Genomic DNA, 22,466 nt, shown 5'->3' with positions numbered 1-22,466 from the left:
TATTATTATTGATCCGTTTAACCTTCAAAAGTCATCGTAAAGCTAACACCGTTTTTTGTGTTTTTCACAGTATAAAGACAAGCGTGCATATCTAGTATTCGCTTCGCTATTGAAAGCCCCAGACCCGTACCGCCTGTCATTCGACTGCGGGATGGCTCAGACCGATAGAACCGTTCCCAAATTTTCTCCAGCTGATCTTCAGGGATTGATTTTCCTATATTTTGAATAGTGAATACAATAGTCTGGGCATGACTCTCAATATTGACGGTGATAGAACTTCCTTCTTCCGCATGCCTGATAGCATTGGTCATAAAATTTAGTACAACTTGTTCGATCCAGTTCACATCAGCATATACCGGTAATTCATTTGCAGGAATAATAATGACCTCCAAATGTTTTTCACTCAGCAAGTGAACCAGCTTGTCCGTCACCTTTTCCGTCAGTTCACTTAACATAAAGGAAGTTTTCCGAAGTTTAATAGTGCCCGACTCCAACCGCGCTAGATCTAGCATATTTTTAACAAGAAACTCCATTTTATCTGCTTCCTCAATAATCACCTTAATGTAGTGATCCTGCTTGCCCGCGCTAACGCCGTCTTCCAATCCCTCGGCAAAACCTTTGATAATACTGAGCGGTGTCTTCAATTCATGGGAGGCATTGGCAAAGAAGTCCTGCTGCATGATCTCCATTCTTTGTTTCTGCTCCATATCCTCAACTAGCTGCTGATTGGCCTCTCTTAATTCTCGTAAAGCAGAATCCAAACTTAGCGATAAGGTGAACATGCTATTAGAAAGGCTGCCTAACTCATCCTTCTGCCGAATTGATGTGACCCCTGTAAAGTCCAGAGAAACCATCCGTTTGGCTATGTTGTTTAACTTAATTAGCGGACGTGTTACCATTTTCGAAAAAAAGAGGGAAAGAATCAGAATCAGGACAATGCCGCCAATTCCCAAATATAAAAAGAACCAATGTAACGCTTCATTCGAATCCTTAACTTCCTGTAACGAGGTCACTGTGAATAATAGTTCAATTTCTCCGTTACTTTGCTTAAGGGGCAAAATAATCACAGAATTGCGACTCCCGCTCCAGGGAGCAATCCAGTCTTGCTTCTGTATTTTCATTTTTTTGAAATCGTCTATCTGCGCCTGCGTCAAAGGAAACCATTCCTCTAGAGCCTCAAACAGTATTCCCTGGCGTGGATTCCATATTTTCATATCAGGCAGTACAATTTCTGTAACTGTACCAGATGCATGAATCATCCCACTCTCTTCAGCATCCCCTACTGTTCCACCCCCTTTTTTCGTAATACTTATGGGGTAGAGTATAAAGGGTGAAGAACTGTCTTCATCCAGAAGTTCGCCTTCAATGCTGAGCTGATCATCTACTTTAATGTTTGCTGCTCTAAGCGCATCTCCGTACTGGTTCATGAATAGGGATAAAGAGATAACTATACTCTTTCCATCATCATCGATTAACTTTATATGAAATGGATCTTCCGAATTCATCTTTCCATCCAGCTTCAAAATAACCATTTGTGTTTTATTCCGCAGCATAAACCGAACGAGCTCCTGGGAGGTTCGAGTGCTTCCCCACGGCTCGCTTATATATCTTGCAGCAAAGCTCTTAAGGTGTTTCTCCACGCGATGCTCTTTTTGCTTCTGATAGAAATTGTCAAACAACAGCAGTTGGCTTAGAATCACCATGCCATAAAAGCAAAGGAAAAAGATAACCGTCATCACAAATAGTTTAAAGGTAATTCCACGTCTTCTCATGCCTCTTCCTCGAACATATACCCTGTGCCAATCACCGTACGAATAAAACGTGATTCATAACCCAATTTACTTCGCAGCTTTTTGATATGACTGTCCACAACTCTGGAATCTCCTTCAAATTCAATTCCCCAGATCCGACTAAGGATCGTATCCCTTGAAATGACAATCCCTTTATTTCGTATTAAAAGCCATAAAAGATCATATTCCTTAGGGGTAAGCTCCACTTCCGCATCTTCTACCTCTAACCGATGAGCTAAGGTGTTAAACATCGCGGAACCAAATTTTATTATGCTAGATTCAGGTTGATGGGAGCCTTCAACACGCTTCATAAGTGCATTTGCCCGGGCTACCAGCACCTTTGGACTAAATGGCTTTGTAACATAATCATCCGCTCCTAATTCAAAGCCGTAGATTTTGTCGTCATCTGTAGACTTGGCGGTTAACAAAATGATAGGTACCGCTGATTTTTCACGAACTTCACGGCATACTTCAAAGCCATTCATAGCAGGCATCATAATATCCAAAATCAGCAGATCCGGCAGCAGTGAGTCAAACCAAACCAATGCATCTATTCCATTATCGGCTTCGAGTACTTCCCAATCATTCTGTATGAAGTAATCAGACACCAGTTCACGAATACGAATTTCATCCTCAACGAGAAGAAGCTTCTTTTTCAATCTAGACCCCGCTTTCAAACCATTTATAAATATTAGCATAGTCGAGCGTTATGTCCTTTATGTGTCCACAAAAAACTCCCCCTGTCATGAGCCATGCAGCTCTAGCAGGAGGAGTTCATTTTATCCCTGATCACTCGGAACAATACGCACAATTTTCAATAGGTTATTCTTTATTTCCGTCCGGCTCTGATGGATTTTCTTCGTTCTCAATGGGGGGTTCCCGATGGATATTAATTCGAGTGATCCGCAATCTTGTCGATTCCTCGACTTCAAATATCACATCTTCTACTTTAACCCGTTTTCCTTTGGTTGGATTCCCCTCCAGCTCCTTAAACAACCAGCCACCAATGGAATCCACTTCATCATCCTCGATCACTACACCCGTAAGATCGTTGACATCTTCAATCAGCATCCGGCCTTCAACGGAAATATAATCACCATTACGCTCCACACTCGGACGCTCATCTTCGAATTCGTCATGCAGATCGCCTACGATTTCTTCCAGAATTTCTTCTGCTGTCAGTAACCCGGCTGTACCGCCGTATTCATCGACAACTAGCGTTAGCTGAGCTTTATTCTTCTGCATAAAACGAAGCGTATGGCTAATCTCCATCGATTCCGGCACGTTAAGAATCGGTCGAACCAGCGTCGTAAGATCATTCTGCTGCTCAGGTGGAGCAAACAGCAGGTCGGTAATATGAATAAAACCAATAATACGGTCCTTGTCTTCAAAAGCAACCGGATAACGTGAATGTCTTGTTTCTGTAATAATCTTCATATTTTCTTCGAGCGAAAGATTGCTGTACAGCACATCCATATCCGTACGAGGCAACATGACTTCACGAGCGAGAAGATCAGAGAATTCAAAGATGTTATCCATCAGCTTCATCTCATCTTTATCAATGACACCACTCTTAGCGCTCTGATTCATAAGAATACGAATTTCCTCTTCCGAGTGGGCTGCCTCACTCTCATTCGCGGGCTCAACACCCACTAAACGAAGCAATGCGTTCGCCGATGCATTCAGTATCCAGATAAAAGGCATGAAGAGATTATAGAAGAACATCAGCGGTGCCGAGAGCAGTAGCGCAGATCCTTCTGTTCTTTGAATCGCAAGTGATTTCGGTGCAAGCTCACCAAGTACAATATGTAAAAATGTAATAATCGAAAATCCGATAACAACAGAAACAGTAGAAATCAGAGTACCGTCGGTAATCCCCATTTTATACATTAACGGTTCAACGAGCAGCTCTGAAATGGCCGGCTCACCGACCCAGCCTAATCCCAGTGACGCGAGTGTAATCCCAAACTGGGTGGCAGATAAGTAAGAATCCAGTCTCTTATTTACCTTGAGTGCATATCCAGCCATTTTATTACCTTCACTGACAAGTTGGGTCAGACGAGACTGCCTGACCTTAACTAATGAGAACTCCGCTGCTACAAAAATACCGTTCAATAATACGAGCACCAGAACAAGCAAAAGATTAAGCATTAATCTCCCTACTTCAAATTCCGTATGCGCCACTTTAACAACGCCTCATTTCTACAGATTGATCGCTTTTCTAGTTTTGAAATCAATTTCCGGATAATACATATCCGCTACTAACAGGTTAGGTCCGCAACAACCTGCTGCATCGCAGTAACAATTCACCTTCTGGTTCAGCGGATGCTTCGTCTGCCAATCGATAAATATATCATCCAGTTTTTGGTTGTCTATGTTGCCAAAGGCTGCGATATCAGCGAAATCTGTAACGAAAACATCTCCAGTAAACATATTTACGTTCACACGATTCCGACCATCCGGATCGTTACGAAGCGTAACATTCTTCTCTGCACGCATTCTACTTAGCAATTTCTGATCTTCTTCAAGGAAGCTGCAAGCAAAAAACGGAAGCGTGCCGAACAACATCCATACCTCTGGATCACGCTGGTCCAGTAACGAATGGATCGCTGTCCGCATTTCATTTAAAGATAACACTGGCAAAGCGGAAGCAAAGCTCGAATTGTACATCGGATGAACTTCATGGCGTTTTGCTCCCATGTCGAGAATCAGCTTATGAATTTCAGGCAGCTTAGTGTGGGTACGGTAATTAATCATAGTTTCCGCAGAAATTAACATACCATCCTCACTTAGTTGGCGAGAGTTCTCAATCATTGTATTATATAGCCGGTAAGCGGCTTCCTTGGCAACCGCATGACCACTGTTCGCAAAACCGACTTCATGAAAATCGTCACCGTTCACATAATTAAATGAAATATGCATAACGTCCAGATATGGAAGCAGCTTCTCATAACGGGAATACGGCATCGTCAGATTAGAATTAATTTGTGATCTGATTCCCCGCTCTTTGGCGTATTTCAACAATGGCACAATGATATTATCCACCGTTCCGGCGCGGAACATGGGCTCTCCGCCCGTAATACTAATAGTTTCTAGATGCTCAACTTCTTCTAAACGGTCTAGCATATTTTTAAGCGGTAGCATATCTCCTTCTTTGGAGGTTAGACTATCACCAACAGCACAGTGCTCACACCGCATATTGCATAAATTGGTTACAGTGAATTCCACACTCGTTAGCACATGGCGGCCATGCTTACGTAGAGAAGTGATTGGATCCCATGGATCGTAACTTGGCGACAGCTCCCTCGGTGAAGATGTTAATGGTCTTAAAACATTCATTTGCACTAGCTCCTTTAAATCTTATTCCTATTATTAACCCAAAATCATGAAGAAAGAACGATGACTTACCCTATATCATACCACGTTAGTCAAAAAAACTGCACTTATGATATCTTTCTGGCCTTCTATACTTGCCCTACATTTCAAAAAAATAAAAGCAGCGAGACGAAAAATAGGCTTCCGACATATCTTCGGACAAGCCTAATCTTCTCTCCACGCTGCTATAAATAATCAATTTGGCGTTTCCAGAGAACCGCCTTGTTCTGCGACGTCAATAATAACAACGGAGAGGGCTTTACTAAGATCTCGTTCAAACGGTACGACTTTCTCTCCTTCAGGACCCGTAAGCACACGTACGGTGGGTCTGTGAGGCGTACTTGGATCTATTTTGACCACAACCCCGCTCTCCCCCGTACTGAGCTTCACCGTAAGCCCCAGCGGATAGATAGCTACGCGATCTCTAAACAACTCTAAATGCTTCTGCTCATATAAAGTACCGGAACCAACATAGAGGGCCTCAACGGCTTGATGTGGCAGCATAGCCTTTTTGTAGACTCTATTGGAGGTCATGGCATCGTAGGAGTCCGCTACACCCAGCCACTTGGCATATTCATGGATTTGGGGCCCTGTTAATCCGCGAGGATATCCGGAACCGTCAATGCGTTCATGATGCTGCAAGGCACAATGTGCTGCGAGCAGCGGGATATTCGGCTCCTCCTTTAGAATCTGAAACCCAATCTCGGTATGAGCCTGCATGTGGCGGAATTCTTCATCACTGAGCCTGCCGGGTTTCTGTACGATTTTTATCGGGATTTGTGTCTTCCCAATATCATGCAGCAGCGCGCCTAGCCCAATCACTCGAAGTTCCTCTTTACTATACCCGTGAGCAATACCTAGCACTAAAGTGTACAAGCAGACATTCAGGGAATGGACATATAAATAGTTATCAGCAGTGTGCATATCCATCAGCATGATCATCGGATCTTCTTGTAAAGACATATCGTCTAAAATGTTATCCATGATCTTAGAAAATTTTTTGTCCAGATGATACAGACCCTTGGTAATTCCTGAAGCCCCAGACATTTGCTGAAATTGATTACGAATCACCTTTAGCGCCTGATTGCGCGTCTCATCCTGTAGAATACCAGTAATCACAATATCGTCCGTGACAGAATCCTCTATGTAGATATAGCCGATATCAATTCTTGCAAGACGCTTGATCAATGCATCCGTAAGCTCCACCCCGTCCGCGAGTAGAGTTAGACCTTCATCATTATATATTTTTTTACCTAATTTCATGCCTGCTTGAAGCTGATTCACGGATACTAAACGCACTAAACTCACTCCTGCCTTTAACGGTAAAATGCTATTCTGTATTGAAATCCTTGGGTCACACGCTTTGTCTATACCGTTTCTATGGAAATTCAGACAGGTGTACCTTAAAGAAAATCAGATGTGTCTAGGTCTATGCCAACGGGCATTAACGCATAATAAACAACCAGAATACAGCAGCAAGAATAAATCGATAGATCGCGAAATGCGTTAATCGAATCTTTTGAATCCATTTCATAAACAAAATGACCACTAAATATGCCACTACAAAAGAAATCAGAAAACCAATTACAAAATAACCAATCGTCTCACTTGTGAAGTTTTTATACGAATCCAGCAGTTCATACCCGGAAGCCGCACACATAATAGGAATGGCTATGAGGAAGGAAAAATCCGCAGAAGCCTTATAGCTGACCCCGCTTAACATCCCCCCGGAAATAGTAGACCCGGAACGGGAGAAGCCCGGCCAAAGTACCGAAATAATCTGATACAATCCAATCGCGAGCGCCTGTCCGTAAGACAAATCATCCAGTTCGTGAGCAGTAATTCGTATTTTGCGTCTGTTCACCCATTCTGCAACAATCATTAGAATCCCTCCGGCCACAAGTGCCCAGAGTACAGTCGAAGCTCCAAAAAGACTTTTGATAAAATCGCGGGCAAAAAATGCCACAGCAAGTGCTGGGGCAATCCCGAGAATCACATGAATTAAGTTCAGACGGGATGCCGGCATAACGCCACCTCTACCTGAACTACTACGTCCAATCCCTAGCAAATTGAGTACTCGTTTGCGGTAAACAAGTGCAATCGCCAAAATCGCCCCTAGTTGAATTACAATTTCATAAGTCTTCATAATCGAATCTTGCTCCGCGAAGCCTAATAGCTTCGTGGTCAAGATCATGTGTCCGGTCGAAGATACAGGAATAAATTCAGTGATCCCTTCGACAATTGCTAAAATAATAGCTGTAATCGTGTCCATAATGTCCTCCTATTTTTGGGAATCTAGCACTGTTAAATGGAGTCTATAAGTGTAGATTATGAGCTGTCGGCCTTATTCAGACTTAGCCTCCCAGCGAGTGAGCATGCATTCATCGAGGCTGTTTGGACGCTGTAACTCCATCCGTAAGAGATCGCGTAAAAAATGTGGCAATAGAAACAAAGCATCCTTCCCATTCGCGATCGTCTCATAGCCGGCCCTGAAAGTAAACATGTCCAGCGTACCAACATTATACTCTCTTTCATCCTCCAGTGGGTTTCCTTCGACAAAAACTGCAACACTCTTATCATACGGTATCATTAGTGGGTCGTACAAGATTTTTAATCCATCTACTGCCAAGCTGCCCAGATGATTCCCACGGAAACCGTACCCGTAAATGACCTTACTATAAAACTCCTCTGTAAGGCTCTGTTCCAAAGCTGTGCGAATATCTATACCCTTCAGCTTAATGATGCAAGTATTGATGGGAGAAGGACAAAGTGCGTGCAGCATCCCTGTCGTAACCTCGCCTTCCGGCAATGGTCCTAGCAGCTGACCCGTGTTAACTAATGACATACTAGTTCCTGTAAATCTACGTACTGCTTGTGCCAAAAGATTGCCAAAGGGGGACTCTCCCCGCAAGTTCAAAGGAAGCTCACGGTCAGTAATCGCAGCGATCGTCTGAAGAGATTCTTGGCCATGCTTCAAATGAATAGCGACTGCAGGACCTATAACCTCCTCCTTCAGAAGGGGGTCAATAGGAATACATTCCCCCGTCACTAAGCTGAAATCAGACTGAGGATCTAGTCGCTCAAATTGTAGGCGCCCGAGATACCGACCGAATTTCCCAGCACCGCATACGGCAGTACCATTAATCATAATAGGCTCTTCTAACAGATGGTGCGTATGTCCACCAAGAATAGCATGTACGCCCTCTAACCGTTCTGCCAGAATTTTATCCGTAGGAAGTCCGAGATGAGATAGAACGATTAAAATATCCACCTGTGGCGCTAAAAGTAGGCATTGTTCCCGGAGTGCAGTCTCAGGATCTAAAGCATCCCAGCCCAAAAGGGAATAGAATGAAGTAAATGCCGCTGTTGCTCCGGTCACTCCAATTCTAATTCCATCCTTCTCCAAGATCGCATGACGCTTCATCCAGCTTGGCGGCTCTCCTGTCGAAGACTCTACAAAATTACAGCATACTACCGGACACTGTAAACCGGAAAAAATAGATGACAACATCTCCTGAGAGAACGTGAGCCCCTCATTATTGCCAATGGTTACAGCATCATATCCTGTTAAGTTTAATACATCGATGTTAGCCTGACCCATAGTGCCTTCTGTCTCAACAGCTGCACGATCCATATGATCACCAATATCCAGCAGCAGTACAGGCTCTTCTCCCGCTGCAGCCCTTTGTACGGCGATTTCCGCTGCCACCGGACTTACCATTTCAAAATGGCTATGTATATCATTGGTATGAAGTATGGTCAGTCTTTGTGGCACATGCCCCATAAGCAACATTCCTCCTACCCTTGAGCTCCTCTTTAATGAAGCAGTCGGTGCGTGATCTTATAGAGCCTAGCATAACATTTTCAGACACATTATGGTATATTGAAGACATCAGATCATACATCAGAGGAGAATAAAAATGCATATTACTATCCGACTATTCGCGGGTCTGGCTGAGACAATCGGCTCTTCTTCTCTGTCCTTCCAAGCGACTGAGATTCCCTTAACAGCTGGCAAGCTGAAGGAGCTTCTATCTGCCTCTTATCCGAATGCAGCATCCCAAATTGGGGCTTCTTTAATTGCCATTGACCGGGAATATGCTCCTGATGATTCTATCATCACAGCGTCTTCCGAAGTCGCACTTATTCCACCAGTTTCTGGGGGAGAGAATGGCACTATATATGAAACTACTACTGATGGTCTCTATAGCATAACGGACCAGCCTTTAAATGCAGAGAAGCTTCTAGATGCCGTTCTTGACGTCAATCACGGAGCATCCTTATTATTTATCGGCACTACACGTGAAATGACCGGAGAACAACGTACAACCGCACTTCATTATGATGCCTATATTCCTATGGCCTTAAGTAAACTAGAGGAGATTGGTAAAGAAGTGAAGAACCGCTGGAACGCAAACTGCGCCATATCTCACCGCATTGGGCTTGTAGGTTTAAAGGAAGCAAGTGTTATCATTGCCGTCTCCACACCCCATCGCGATACCTGCTACGAAGCCAGTCGCTTTGCCATTGAACGATTGAAACAGACGGTTCCCGTTTGGAAAAAAGACATTAATGAATCGGGCCAACATTGGGTGAACTCTGATCAAAAAGCTAGCGATACAATCCACAAATAATCTTTTCTCCTTTTTGATTGAAAAATCTGAACTTTGTTGATATTCTGGATAAAATCGGATAAAAGGTGGCATAGGCATTGAGAGTACACGTCTCGGATCTAAAACCTGGTAATCACCTTAACGCGGACGCATATAGTTCTAGGGGTTTACATGTACTACCAAAAGGATCACTGCTCCAAATAAATGATATCGCCAAGCTGATGCAGCTTGGAGTTGATTATGTTGATATCGAGACGTTAGAAGAAGAGGTATCACCCCTCAGCAGACCTTCAATTATTCAGACGGTGACCACTAGTTTTGATACCATGATTGACGGCTTCGAGTCTCTTTATATGGAAGCGTTATTAAAAGGAAGCTTCAACCAATCCGTGGTAAACGACATTCTTCAGCCTTCGCTTCAAACTTTGGACAAGCATAAAGATGTAGTGTCCCTCCTGCTTTTGCTAGATCGGGAAGATAACTATACCTATAATCACTCCCTTCAGGTAGGCATGCTCTCTTATTATATTGCGATATGGCTTGGTTATTCCAAACAAGAATGCTATGAAATTGGTCGTGCAGGCTATTTGATTGATATTGGAAAATGCCGAATTTCACCCTCTCTCTTGAATAAACCAGGGAAGCTAACGCCAGATGAGTTCGAGGAAATCAAACTACATACTAAGTACGGCTACGAAATTATACGTAATTCTATGGACGATTCTTACACAGCTTTGGCTGCGCTCCAACATCATGAGCGTGAGGACGGCTCTGGCTATCCAAGCGGTCTAACCAAATCTGATATTCATCCTTATGCACAAATTGCAGCTGTAGCTGACATTTATAGTGCGATGACTTCTAAACGAGTCTATCAGTCGAAGCAAGAGCTTATTTCCGTCCTGCGTGAAATAAACAATCTAAGTTTCGGTAAACTGAACGCTAAAACCGTTCAAGCCTTTATCCAGCATTTAATGCCCAACTTCATCGGCAAGCGTGTGTTACTGAACACAGGTGATATTGGCGTAATTATTATGAACAATCTGGTCGATATTTTCCGACCACTGGTAAAGGTTGACGGAATGTTCGTGGACCTTTCCCGCGAACGGAACGTTGCCATTGTAGAAATTTACATGGACTAAGGCGCTTCGCTCCCTCCCAAACCCTTTCTTCCAAGGGAGGGCCCCTAGGGTTCCAACCTCTGGACAACCAGAAGTTTAGTGTAAACTTGTGGCGGTGGTGGATAGAAGGAACGCCTTGTGTAACCTCGCTTTGAGGCTCCTTCTTTGCTTCGCAAGAATCGGGGCCTCAAAGCTATCTTTCGAAATCCATGATCCTCCGTTTTCTTTCGGGGGATTTTTTCTGTTGTATTATGTGCAACAGAATTCTTGTACGTAGAGCTGGATTGTAGTTCTGTTGTATTTTGTGCAATCAAAAATAAAGAAAACGTCTTTTATAAGCACATTTTCCTAATACTATTGCACAAAGTGCAGTAGATGCTATTTTATGAGTGGATAAGGAGCTTTCTATTGTAAATACTGCAATAGATGATTGAAATACAAACCTCTTGGCGAGACTAATATGTGGTTTAAATATTTCTAGGAGGTAAAAAGTATGCTTCCAGTCCATGAACGTCTTGCCGAGCTATTCACTCTAAGTCGTCTACGCCAGCTTACAGCCTCCGAAGAAACGGAACAACAGCAATGCCTTCAGGTGAATGCCACTTACTGTTGGGAGATGGCACGACTACAGAATGAAATACTGTTAGCGGAACAAACAACGGATACACAGTGGCATCAGGATATTTGTGCCCAAATGTTTGAGCTACGTATAACGGGTAGATTACCTAAACGCCCGAAATAATTGGACGTACGATATAAAACAGCCCACTCCTCATTTGCTTTCGCAAGGGGAATGGGCTGTTGTTCTTTGCTATAGAAAGCGGAACTGCGCTTCTATTAATCCGTTATACACACCATCACGTGATGTCAGTTCTCGGTGGGTTCCTTCTTCTTTAATCTCACCATGATCCAGAACGACTATTTTATCCGCATGGCGAATGGTAGATAGTCTATGAGCGACGATAAAGGAGGTCCTGCCCTGAAGTAAGATTTTGAGTGCCTCTTGAATCTTCAGCTCCGTCTCTGTATCAATACTTGCCGTAGCTTCATCAAGGATCAGAATCCGTGGATTCGCTAATAGTGCACGGGCAAAGGAGAGCAGCTGACGCTGTCCCATGGACAAGGCACTACCACGCTCTTCTACCTCTGTCTCATACCCTCCAGGAAGCTTCATAATAAAGTCATGGGCATCTACTGCTTTCGCGGCATTTTCCACTTCTTCATCGGTAGCATCCAGTCGACCAAATCGGATATTATCGCGAATCGTTCCTGAGAAAATGAAGGTGTCCTGTAGCACGATTCCGATCTGCCTTCTCAGACTATCTAGAGTAACTTCACGGATATCTTCACCGTCAATCGTAATTCTTCCGCTCTTAATATCATAGAACCGGCCAATCAGGTTAATAATCGTGCTTTTCCCCGAGCCAGTATGACCCACCAGCGCGATCGATTGCCCAGCTTTTACATCCAGATCGATGCCCTTTAAAGCCGCCCGACCTTTTTCATATTCAAAAACAACCTTATTAAAGTTAATATCTCCACGAATCGTTCCTAGTGGTTTAGCCCCTGGATTATCTTGAACCGAAGGCTGCTCATCCAAATATTCAAAGATCCGTTCTGAGGAGGCCATCGCTACCAGCAGCTGGTTATACATCTGCCCCAGACGGTTGATCGGGTCCCAGAAGTTGCTGACATAAGAACTAAACGCTACCAGCAAACCGACAGTAAGCTCGCCAGATTGGATGAGATACGCCCCTAGCCAAAAGAGGATCATCGTTCCAAAACCACCAGTGATCTCGATCATCGGCCCGAAAGCTTGGTTCATCGCAGATGCTTTATTCCAGGACTTTTTACTATCTGTATTCATAAAATCGAAATAATTCATGTTTTCACGTTCTTGTGTATAGGCCTGTGTGACTCTGATCCCCTGAATCGATTCGTTCAAGTGAGAATTAATTCTAGAGTTCTTCATCCGCACATCCTGCCAAGCGATCCGAATCTTCTGACGCAGCTTAGTAGAAATAAAGAACATGATCGGAACCGTAACCATTACTGCAAGGCCAAGTTTCCAGTTGATCAATAACAGAATAATGGTAATCCCTAAAAGCTGTACACAGTCAATCATCAGATTGACTACCCCGTTCGTGAACAAATCCTGCAGTGAGTTGATATCATTCGTCACACGTACTAATACCGAACCTGCTGGGCGTTTATCGAAGAAGTTAAAAGAGAGCTTCTGAATATGCTTGAACAAGTCAGAACGCAAGTCATAAATGACTCTTTGTCCAATGATGTTCGTGTACTTAATCCGGTACACACCTGCAATCCATTGAATGAGATATAAGACAATGACACCTGCGGTAAGCGAATAAAGAAGTGTTAAGCTTGGATTCCCAACCTTAGGCGCTATAGCACGGTCGATAGCTAAACTTGTCAAGAAAGGAACGGTCAGCTTCGTAATGGTTCCCAGAATCATCATGATAGAAACCAGTGGAAGCATCTGTTTGGCGTAAGGCTTCATATAGCTGAATAATCTGGTGAACTGCTTCCAGTCAAACGCTTTGTCGATCACATCATCATCTTTGTACACGAAACGTTCGTCAAGTGTCTTCTGCTCGGCTGCTTTACGCTTTGCTCCCGAAGCGGTGTTCTGTTTGGCTTCAAGTTTCATATGCCTCACTCCTCCCCTCTTCCGGTAGCTCTGGCCAGAAAGTCAGCATATTGTATCCGGTATACATCTTGGTATGGACCCGGAACTTCAATTAGCTCCTGATGAGTACCACGCTGCTGAACATGACCTTCGTTCATAACAATGATCTGATCCGCATGTCGCAAGGAGGATATCCGATGGGCAATTATAAGTGTTGTACGCCCATTCATGACCTCCTGGAAGCCCGCTTGAATCTCATGTTCCGTTTCCATATCGACCGCACTGGTCGCATCGTCGAGGATGAGGATACGCGGATTCTTAAGCAGGGCTCTTGCGATCGCAATCCGCTGCTTTTGTCCGCCAGAGAGACCCATCCCGCGTTCACCCACTACAGTGTCATATCCGTCTGCCATCTCCATAATGAAATCATGCGCCTTTGCCAGCTGTGCAGCACGGATAATCTCCTCCATGCTTACATTTTTCAAGCCATACGAAATATTGTTGCGGATGGATGAGGAGAACAGGAATGTTTCCTGGAATACGGTGGCAATCTGTGACCGCAGGCTGCGCACACTGTACTCTCTAATATCAATGCCATCCAGCGTAATACTCCCTTCATTGACATCATAAGCACGCATCATCAGTTGAGTAATAGTGGATTTACCTGAACCTGTGCCTCCAAGAAATCCGATAATTTCACCTGATTTAGCTTCAAAATGGATGTCAGTAACAGCAGGCATTTTGTTCCCGTACGCAAAGGTGACATGATTAAAGGCAACGTCCCCCTTAACCTCGGAAGGCACCAGTTCACGGGCATCCTCTTTATCCTTGACATCAATTTTTTGATTAAGTACTTCAAGTACACGTTCTCCCGAAGCTTTGGACTGTGTATAGTTATTAATATGAAAGCCTAGACCCCATACCGGTCCAATGATGTACCAAATCAAACTGAAGAAGGCAACCAATTCACCTAGTGACATTTTCCCGTTAATGACGAGTGTACCACCTACGCCTAACAGGATAGCTATACTTACCGATGCTAAAAGCTCCATGACAGGAAAAAACTTACTCCAGAGCTCAGCGGCAAAAATCTGATTATTCTTATAACGTTCATTACGGTGTGAGAACTTTTCAACTTCGTGAGCCTCTCTAGCAAACGATTTGACAGTTCGCACACCCGTGATATTCTCCTGTACAGCCGTTGTCAGAGAACTCAGCGCAAGGCGCATCTCTTGGAAGGCCGGATGAATCTTGGACTCAAATCTTAAAGCTACTGCTGCCAGAAATGGCATAGTAATCAAAGTAACCAATGTTAGCTGCCAATTAATGGTGAACATCATGATAGAACCAAAGAGCACCATAAAAAACACATTTAGCAACTGAGCAAAACCAAAACCGATAAAGTTCCGAATCGCTTCCAAATCCCCGGTCAGCCGGGACATCAGATCTCCTGTTTTCGCGGTATCATAATAACGGAAAGATAGAAATTGTAATTTCTCATAACAAGCGTTACGTAGCCGATATGCTAGAAAATTACCTAACCGCCCTCCAAAAAAACCATGTGCAAATTGCAGGCATGCTTTTACGATTACTACAGCTAACACACTGAGAGCCAACACGGGCACCTCTTTAAACTTGAGTGGAACAATTACTTCATCGATGAGCTTCCTTAACAAATTGGGGGTAATTAGCCCCACTGCAGTTGCGGCGGCCAAGCATACAATCGAAAGAATCAAATAATGTAGCTTCTCTCGGTAATAGCCTCGCAGTTGCCTGAGAACATCCATATCTCTCCTCCTTAAAGCTTTACGAAGTAAAGCTGCTTCGTAAGCATAGACTTAGCTTTACAAAATAAAGCTATTTTTTAGCGCTTTCAATTTTAGTGACTTTAAGCAGTGTATCATCCCTAATTTAAAGCGGCAAAGGGTAGAATTGAGCGTTTATCCTGTTATTTCGGAAAAAAGACCCATATATAGGTGATAAACGACCATCATTGTCTTAAAATACTCGAGTTTCCTCCTTAATGCTGTTGAATTAAGAAACATCATGATCCTTGATCTGATCGCCCCCTCCAAAATAAACTTTTATCAAGCTTTTTTGCATAAAATTTGGATTTAACCCTCTAGAATGAAAACCCCATCTCAATTTCCAATAAAAAATACGTATTCGAGTGACTTGAGCATAAAAGCATCAAGATCACTGCGAATACGTATTTTGTATTACTTATTAGAATGAAGCCGGAACCTTGAAGATCAAGGTTAACCGATACTTCCTTCCATTTCGAATTTTATCAAACGGTTCATTTCAACCGCATATTCCATCGGCAGTTCTTTGGTGAACGGTTCGATGAAGCCCATAACGATCATTTGAGTTGCCTCAGCTTCTGTTAGGCCGCGGCTCATTAGATAGAACAGCTGCTCCTCAGAAACTTTGGATACCGTTGCTTCGTGCTCAAGCACGATGTTATCGTTCATGATTTCATTGTAAGGAATCGTATCCGAAGTGGATTCGTTATCCAAAATGAGTGTATCACATTTAATGTTCGATTTCGCACCTTCTGCCTGACGGCCAAAGGAAGCAAGACCACGATAAGTTACTTTACCGCCGTGCTTACTGATCGATTTCGATACAATAGTGGATGTTGTGTCTGGAGCCAAATGGATCATCTTGGCACCAGCATCCTGATGCTGGCCTTTACCCGCTACCGCGATGGACAGTACTGAACCTTTAGCTCCACGGCCTTTAAGAACAACCGCAGGGTATTTCATAGTCAGCTTGGAACCGATGTTGCCATCGACCCATTCCATCGTAGCATTCTCTTCTGCAACCGCACGTTTAGTAACGAGGTTGTAGATGTTTGGAGCCCAGTTCTGAATCGTAGTATAACGAACGCGTGAGTTCTTCATACACAAGATTTCAACAACCGCACTGTGCAGAGAATTCGTGCTGTAGATTGGCGCTGTACAGCCTTCTACATAATGCACGAAGCTATCTTCGTCAGCGAGGATCAAGGTACGCTCAAATTGTCCCATGTTCTCGGAGTTAATACGGAAGTAAGCCTGCAAAGGAACTTCACATTTCACACCTTTAGGAACGTAGATGAAGCTTCCGCCTGACCAAACTGCACTGTTAAGTGCTGCAAATTTATTATCGGTTGGAGGGATGATCGTCCCGAAGAACTTCTTAAGAAGTTCTGGATGTTCACGCAGTGCAGTATCGGTATCTGTAAAAATAACCCCTTGATCTTCAAGGCTCTTCTGCATGCTGTGGTATACAACCTCAGATTCATATTGTGCCGATACGCCGGCGAGGAACTTCTGTTCCGCTTCAGGAATACCCAGCTTATCAAAGGTTTCCTTGATTTCGGAAGGAACTTCTTCCCAAGTCTTCCCTTGTTTCTCGGAAGGTCTTACATAATATTGAATATCCTCAAAATCTAAATCATCCATATTGCCGCCCCATGTAGGCATCGGCATTTTACGGAACTGTTCAAGGGATTTTAAGCGGAAATCAAGCATCCACTGTGGTTCATTTTTGATTGCTGAAATTTCTTTAACAATTTCGGCCGTCAAACCTTTACCAGACTGGAATATCGACTTATGCTCATCACGGAACCCGTATTGGTACTCTTCCATATCAGGCGCTTTCTTAGCCATGGTGTCAGCCTCCTTGTTCTACTGTTATTTATGTTGCTCTTCTTCGTCAATTCCTTTACGAAGCGCGTTCCAAGCCAGTGTTGCACATTTGATCCGCGCAGGGAATTTATTCACACCCGATAGGGCTTCAATGTCTTCATAATCTCCAAAATCCACGTCTTCACCCTTCATCAGTAAGGAGAAGTTATCGGCTAGTTCGAGTGCTCGTTCAACCGTTTGTCCTTTGATCGCCTCAGTCATCATCGAAGCCGATGACATACTGATCGAGCAACCTTCACCGTTATAACGGGCATCCTTGACGATTCCATCCTCTACCTTAAGCTGAAGTGTAATACGATCACCACAAGTTGGGTTATTCAGTTCAATTTTCAGAGCATCATCTTCAAATGAACCACGATTCCTAGGACTTTTATAATGATCCATAATTACGCGTCTGTACAAGTCATCCAAGTTCATAGCCGAAGTACTCCTTTGTCTTGATTAAAGCGTCCACCAGTCGATCTACATCCTGCTCGGTGTTATACAGGTAAAAGCTCGCACGTGCTGTTGAGCTGGCTTCCAGCCAGCGCATCAGCGGCTGACAGCAGTGATGACCAGCACGGATAGCAATTCCCTCCGCATCTAGTACTGTAGCGACATCATGCGGGTGAACGTCACCCAGATTAAAAGTCACAACGCCAACTTCACGATTGCGCGGACCATAAATGGTCAAGCCATCAATTTCAGATAAACGCTGTTCTGCGTATGCGGCAAGCTGCTTCTCATGGCTGTGAATCTCATCCATGCCGATTTCTTGTAAGAAATCTACGGCTGCACCTAATCCAACAGCTCCTGCAATGATCGGCGTACCGCCCTCAAACTTCCAAGGAAGTTCTTTCCATGTCGATTCATAGAGACCTACATCATCAATCATTTCGCCACCGAACTCAATAGGTTCCATAGCTTCAAGGAGTGCTCTTTTGCCGTACAAAGCCCCAATTCCAGTCGGTGCTAGCATTTTATGTCCGGAAAGTGCATAGAAATCACAATCCAGATCCTGCATATCGACCTTCACATGAGGTGTGCTCTGTGCGCCGTCTACGACAATTACCGCACCGTTTCGATGAGCAATCGCCGCAAGCTCTTTAATCGGATGAGTTACTCCCATAACATTAGACACATAAGCGATAGCAACGATCTTGGTTTTATCCGTAATCGTCTTCTCAGCATCTTCAAGCGTAATCGTTCCGTCAGGTTGCAACGGTATATATTTTAAAGTAGCACCTGTCTTCTTAGCTAGCTGCTGCCAGGGGATCAAATTACTATGATGCTCCATCAGGGTGATGACAATTTCATCGCCTTCACCCACTGCAGATGGCCCGTAAGAAGAGGCAACAAGATTTAGGGCAGTGGTTGTGCCGCGCGTAAAGATGATTTCTTTAGTGCTGCGGGCGTTAATAAACTTAGCTAGCTTCTCCCGGGCTCCCTCGTAGGCATCTGTTGCACGGCTGCCTAGAGTATGGACGCCACGGTGTACGTTGGCGTTATCCCACTCATAATACGACTTGACCGCCTCAATCACTTGACGAGGCTTCTGTGAAGTAGCAGCACTGTCAAGATAGACCAGTGGATGGCCGTTCACATTCTGGTTCAGTATGGGAAATTGCTCCCGGATGGCGTTGCTAATCATTGACCTAACTTCCTTTCCACAAGAGATTGGAGCTGATTGCGCAGTCCCTCTAGTGGAATTTGCGACACAACAGGAGCCAAGAAGCCATAGATGATCAGAGTTTCTGCATCATGCCGTGTAATTCCGCGGGACATCAGGTAAAAGACTTGCTCGTGATTGACCTGTCCTACGGAAGCGGCATGGCCTGCTGTAACATCATCTTCATCAATCAGCAGGATCGGATTGGCGTCACCACGGGCTTTTGGACTCAGCATCAATACTTTCTCCGTTTGCTGTCCGTCGGCTCTAGTAGCACCTTTCTCGATCTTGGTAATTCCGTTGATGATCGAAGTAGCATTATCACGCATAACTGCACGAGTGATCATGTCACTTGGGGTATTTTTGCCGAAATGCTGAGCTTGAGTAGTGTAATTCAGTTTCTGTGATCCCGTACCTACAGCAATTACTTTAGCATCCGAGCTAGAGCCATTACCTTTGAGCACAGATTTGGTATCACTTGCTGTATCACCATAGTTCATCTCTCCAACAATCCATTCGATCGTTCCGTCATTCTCAACAACAGCGCGGCGGTAAGTCACATCTGTTGTATCCACGCCCAGCTGATGCACTGTAGCATAACGGACTTTAGCACCTGCACCCACGAATACTTCTACAGCACCATTGTGCAAGCCAGCTTCCTCTTTATCCGACACGTAGTTGTCTACGTATGTCAGGGAGCTGTTAGTATCCGCTACAATCAGAATGTGAGGAACAAATGAAGCTTCCGCATCATCTGTTAACAGCACCGCCTGAAGTGGAGTTTCAACCACTACATTCTTAGGAACATAGAGGAATACTCCCCCGTTCCATAGTGCTGCATGAAGCGCAGCGATAGAATGCTCGTCAGGCTGAATCGCCTTATGAAGGTAACGTTGTACCAAATCTCCGTGCTCTTTAACAGCCGTTTGCAGATCGGTAAAAATAACACCTTGTGCTGCAAGTTCAGGAGCTAGTCGTGTATATACTGCACCAGAGTTACGTTGAATAATCAGACTGCCTTCTTCCTGATCCTTGATCAAGGAGGAAATGGAAGCAGGTGCATCCTTCAGTGAAGCAATGGTTTCGCTTGCTTTGTAGCTACCATAATTATTCACATTCCAACGATCAATCCGTGTCTTCTCTAATTTAGGCAGTGTCAGAGTAGCTGCCAGTTCAAGTGCTTTCAAGCGGCTTTCTTTCAGCCAACCCGGTTCGCCGCTACTATGCGATAATTCGCTCAAGCGCTCGGCATCCACCGGAAGAATGGTCTGTGTCGTCATAAGTGTTCTCCTCCTTCCTGGCGTTTCTTACGCGTCTTGCCCTACTGTTTCGTCTTCAATTCCAAGTTCTTCTTTAATCCATTCGTAGCCTTCTGCTTCCAGACGTTGTGCAAGCTCAGGACCACCGGATTTTACAATTCTGCCCTGCATCATAACATGTACAAAATCAGGCTTGATGTAGTTCAAGAGACGTTGATAGTGGGTAATAACCAGGAAACCGCGATCTTCACTCCGCATGGAGTTTACGCCTTCGGCAACAATTTTCAAAGCATCAATATCAAGACCAGAGTCAATTTCGTCAAGAATCACGATTTTTGGATCTAGCATCATCATTTGTAGAATTTCGTTACGTTTCTTCTCACCACCGGAGAAGCCTTCGTTCAGGTAACGGTGTAGGAACTCAGGATTCATGTCCAGTTCTTTCATCTTCGCTTCCATAAGACGGATAAAACGAATCAAAGAAATTTCGCTTCCCTCTTCACGACGGGCATTAATGGCAGAGCGCAAGAAATCGGAGTTTGTTACTCCGGAAATTTCACTTGGGTACTGCATAGCAAGGAAAAGACCTGCACGTGCGCGTTCATCAACCGCCATCTCCAGAAGATCTTCACCTTCAAGTGTTGCTGTTCCTTCAGTTACTTCATATTTAGGGTGACCCATAAGAGCTGACGCCAAGGTACTTTTACCTGTACCGTTTGGTCCCATGATGGCGTGAATTTCGCCACCTTTCATTTGAAGGTTAATCCCCTTCAAAATCTCTTTTCCCTCAATCGTCGCTTTAAGTCCCTCAATGACAAAATCTGCTGCCATAATATTATTCCCTCCATTGATCGATTTGCGAAATCAAAAGTTGTATTGAAACAGGATGATCCTGATTCCCAGCACAATTAGATTTTATATCACATTATAATTATTATAAATTGAATCACAATGATTATCAATGATTCTCAACAATTTTATAACAAACCCTGTTTTTTTACAAATATCTCTTTTTATTTATCCTTTAATGCACCGCATGTTTCGCTATTTTCCGTAACCACCTAACGCAAAAAATAAGACCTCCCGCAGGAAGCCTTATTTCATACGCTTTATCGTTTAGCTAAGGTAGGAACGCAGCATCCATTGATGTTTCTCAAGATCACCACGAATTTTAATAAACATGTCAGAGGTAGGCTGGTCCTTAATTTCCTCAGCAAGCTCAATGCCTTCTGTCAACTCTTCAGAAATAGTAGCGAAGTCTTCAATCAGAGACTGGACCATACCACGTGTATCCTCTTTACCAGTAGCTTCTTGAATCGTTGCCAATTCCAGATATTCTTTCATCGTTGCAGCAGGACTTCCTTTGATGCTTAGCAGACGCTCTGCAACTTCATCCATTTGCAGCGTCACTTCATTATATAGATCCTCAAATTTCACGTGAAGAGAGAAGAATTGTTCTCCTTTTACGTACCAATGAAAATTATGGATTTTAACGTACAATACATTCAAGTTAGCAACCTGACGATTCAAAATTTGTTCCAGTGAAGTTGTATTTACTTTATTAGATGCTTTAGCCATGAGATGATCCCATCCTTATCCTTTATATTTACCGGGCTACTTAATCCTTCATCCGGCAGCAACTTGTCTATTCTTAATTTACCCCTTAGCATGTAAGACGAAACAAGGAGAACCCTTCCATAAAATCTCTGTTTAAATTATTTACACTAAAGACACTCTCTATTATGTTCAATTTCTGATTCTTGCAAAAAAACACAAGAGGCCAATGGCCTCTTGTGTTTTGGATTTTGTAAGATTGTTCAGTCAGACCATAAGAAGTAATGCATCCGCACCCGTCATGCCGGGTACGATACCTAGACGCTCCGCTTCTATGGTTACAGACTCCAATGGGGCAGCTAACAGCTGTGACAGCGTACGTACACCAACCGCCCGGGCTGCGATAATATGCCGATCACTGAGCTTCTCATTGAGCAAACCAACATCCAGCGCACCACACATAATATACCCTCGGCTTGTGCTGATTGAGAGCAGCGTTGTTTTCGGAAGCTTAACTTCTACCCCGATCAGCGTATGTTCACCTACGGTAATGGGCTCCATAGTAACCAATAGCAGCACCTCCTTTATTCACCAACCACGATGTATATGTATGCTTCACCCCCTGCTGATGTGCAGTTGGTAGTCCTAGGCTTTTCGTAAAAAATACAGTACCTTGGTCCCATTTTCTCTAGTGTCAGGTATATGATTATTACTTGTTTAATGTTATAGTTTATTTACATTCTTATAATTGTAAAGAAATGTTC

At 43.8% G+C, this 22,466-nt stretch carries 19 protein-coding genes; 3 read left to right on the top strand and 16 right to left on the bottom strand.

All coding sequences use genetic code 11. The features are described 5' to 3' along the window. Positions 1-17: 17 nt before the first annotated feature. The 7 genes from MKX60_RS27965 to MKX60_RS27935 all read right to left on the bottom strand — a co-directional run bounded on the left by MKX60_RS27965 (position 18) and on the right by MKX60_RS27935 (position 8,949). Positions 18-1,772, bottom strand: coding sequence for a sensor histidine kinase (locus MKX60_RS27965; RefSeq protein ID WP_341061589.1), 1,755 nt, complete (start codon positions 1,770-1,772; stop codon positions 18-20). Then, positions 1,769-2,449 carry a response regulator transcription factor gene (locus MKX60_RS27960; RefSeq protein WP_060624606.1) on the bottom strand — a complete coding sequence of 227 codons (681 nt, stop codon included), beginning with the start codon at positions 2,447-2,449 and terminating at the stop codon, positions 1,769-1,771. The genes MKX60_RS27965 and MKX60_RS27960 overlap by 4 nt, the downstream gene beginning before the upstream one ends. Positions 2,450-2,612: 163 nt before the next feature. Further along, complete coding sequence (locus MKX60_RS27955; RefSeq protein ID WP_042193528.1) at positions 2,613-3,941, bottom strand: hemolysin family protein; 1,329 nt, start codon at positions 3,939-3,941, stop codon at positions 2,613-2,615. A 51-nt stretch (positions 3,942-3,992) separates the two neighbouring features. Further along, positions 3,993-5,129: a radical SAM/CxCxxxxC motif protein YfkAB gene (gene yfkAB / locus MKX60_RS27950; protein WP_076284179.1), complete on the bottom strand. Its 1,137-nt coding sequence runs from the start codon at positions 5,127-5,129 to the stop codon at positions 3,993-3,995. 231 nt (positions 5,130-5,360) lie between these two features. Then, entirely contained in the window at positions 5,361-6,464 is a 1,104-nt protein-coding gene (locus MKX60_RS27945) for an HD-GYP domain-containing protein (protein ID WP_042186374.1), read from the bottom strand. A 145-nt stretch (positions 6,465-6,609) separates the two neighbouring features. Continuing rightward, positions 6,610-7,437 (bottom strand): undecaprenyl-diphosphate phosphatase, encoded by an 828-nt coding sequence (locus MKX60_RS27940; RefSeq protein ID WP_042186371.1) that lies wholly within the window; start codon positions 7,435-7,437, stop codon positions 6,610-6,612. 72 nt (positions 7,438-7,509) lie between these two features. After that, positions 7,510-8,949 (bottom strand): bifunctional metallophosphatase/5'-nucleotidase, encoded by a 1,440-nt coding sequence (locus MKX60_RS27935; protein ID WP_076301031.1) that lies wholly within the window; start codon positions 8,947-8,949, stop codon positions 7,510-7,512. Positions 8,950-9,085: 136 nt separating this feature from the next. Here MKX60_RS27935 and MKX60_RS27930 point away from each other — a divergent pair, with 136 nt between their 5' ends. The 3 genes from MKX60_RS27930 (at position 9,086) to MKX60_RS27920 (ending at position 11,638) form a co-directional block, all read left to right on the top strand. Continuing rightward, positions 9,086-9,799 carry a molybdenum cofactor biosynthesis protein gene (locus tag MKX60_RS27930; RefSeq protein ID WP_042186367.1) on the top strand — a complete coding sequence of 238 codons (714 nt, stop codon included), beginning with the start codon at positions 9,086-9,088 and terminating at the stop codon, positions 9,797-9,799. Between the two features lie 77 nt (positions 9,800-9,876). Next, on the top strand, positions 9,877-10,917 hold the full coding sequence (locus tag MKX60_RS27925) for an HD-GYP domain-containing protein (RefSeq protein WP_076284183.1): 1,041 nt from the start codon (positions 9,877-9,879) through the stop codon (positions 10,915-10,917). Between the two features lie 472 nt (positions 10,918-11,389). Further along, positions 11,390-11,638, top strand: a complete 249-nt coding sequence (locus MKX60_RS27920) for a DUF7667 family protein (protein WP_042186363.1) — start codon at positions 11,390-11,392, stop codon at positions 11,636-11,638. Between the two features lie 69 nt (positions 11,639-11,707). Here the strand turns inward: MKX60_RS27920 and MKX60_RS27915 are convergent, their stop codons facing one another. From MKX60_RS27915 to MKX60_RS27875, 9 genes are all read right to left on the bottom strand, one after another. Then, a complete protein-coding gene (locus MKX60_RS27915) occupies positions 11,708-13,567 on the bottom strand; it encodes an ABC transporter ATP-binding protein (RefSeq protein WP_042186361.1) in 1,860 nt (619 codons plus the stop codon). A 5-nt stretch (positions 13,568-13,572) separates the two neighbouring features. After that, entirely contained in the window at positions 13,573-15,333 is a 1,761-nt protein-coding gene (locus tag MKX60_RS27910) for an ABC transporter ATP-binding protein (protein ID WP_341061588.1), read from the bottom strand. 471 nt (positions 15,334-15,804) lie between these two features. Then, the gene (gene sufB / locus MKX60_RS27905; protein ID WP_042186357.1) at positions 15,805-17,202 is read right to left on the bottom strand and encodes a Fe-S cluster assembly protein SufB; all 1,398 of its coding nucleotides are present in this window, start codon (positions 17,200-17,202) and stop codon (positions 15,805-15,807) included. 24 nt (positions 17,203-17,226) lie between these two features. Further along, complete coding sequence (sufU, locus tag MKX60_RS27900; RefSeq protein WP_036684339.1) at positions 17,227-17,658, bottom strand: Fe-S cluster assembly sulfur transfer protein SufU; 432 nt, start codon at positions 17,656-17,658, stop codon at positions 17,227-17,229. After that, positions 17,645-18,871 carry a cysteine desulfurase gene (locus MKX60_RS27895; protein ID WP_076284184.1) on the bottom strand — a complete coding sequence of 409 codons (1,227 nt, stop codon included), beginning with the start codon at positions 18,869-18,871 and terminating at the stop codon, positions 17,645-17,647. Before MKX60_RS27895 ends, sufU begins: the two co-directional genes overlap by 14 nt. Next, positions 18,868-20,169 carry a Fe-S cluster assembly protein SufD gene (gene sufD, locus MKX60_RS27890; protein ID WP_042186353.1) on the bottom strand — a complete coding sequence of 434 codons (1,302 nt, stop codon included), beginning with the start codon at positions 20,167-20,169 and terminating at the stop codon, positions 18,868-18,870. The genes MKX60_RS27895 and sufD overlap by 4 nt, the downstream gene beginning before the upstream one ends. A gap of 27 nt (positions 20,170-20,196) precedes the next feature. Then, positions 20,197-20,979 carry a Fe-S cluster assembly ATPase SufC gene (gene sufC / locus MKX60_RS27885; protein WP_042186351.1) on the bottom strand — a complete coding sequence of 261 codons (783 nt, stop codon included), beginning with the start codon at positions 20,977-20,979 and terminating at the stop codon, positions 20,197-20,199. Positions 20,980-21,264: 285 nt separating this feature from the next. After that, the gene (locus MKX60_RS27880; protein WP_042125852.1) at positions 21,265-21,726 is read right to left on the bottom strand and encodes a Dps family protein; all 462 of its coding nucleotides are present in this window, start codon (positions 21,724-21,726) and stop codon (positions 21,265-21,267) included. Positions 21,727-21,969: 243 nt separating this feature from the next. Further along, entirely contained in the window at positions 21,970-22,272 is a 303-nt protein-coding gene (locus MKX60_RS27875) for a YunC family protein (protein WP_042186349.1), read from the bottom strand. Positions 22,273-22,466: the final 194 nt, after the last annotated feature.

This window comes from Paenibacillus sp. FSL R5-0914, assembly GCF_038004525.1.
Classification (GTDB): Bacteria; Bacillota; Bacilli; order Paenibacillales; family Paenibacillaceae; genus Paenibacillus_AQ.
This window is presented reverse-complemented; position numbering and strand designations above follow the sequence as displayed.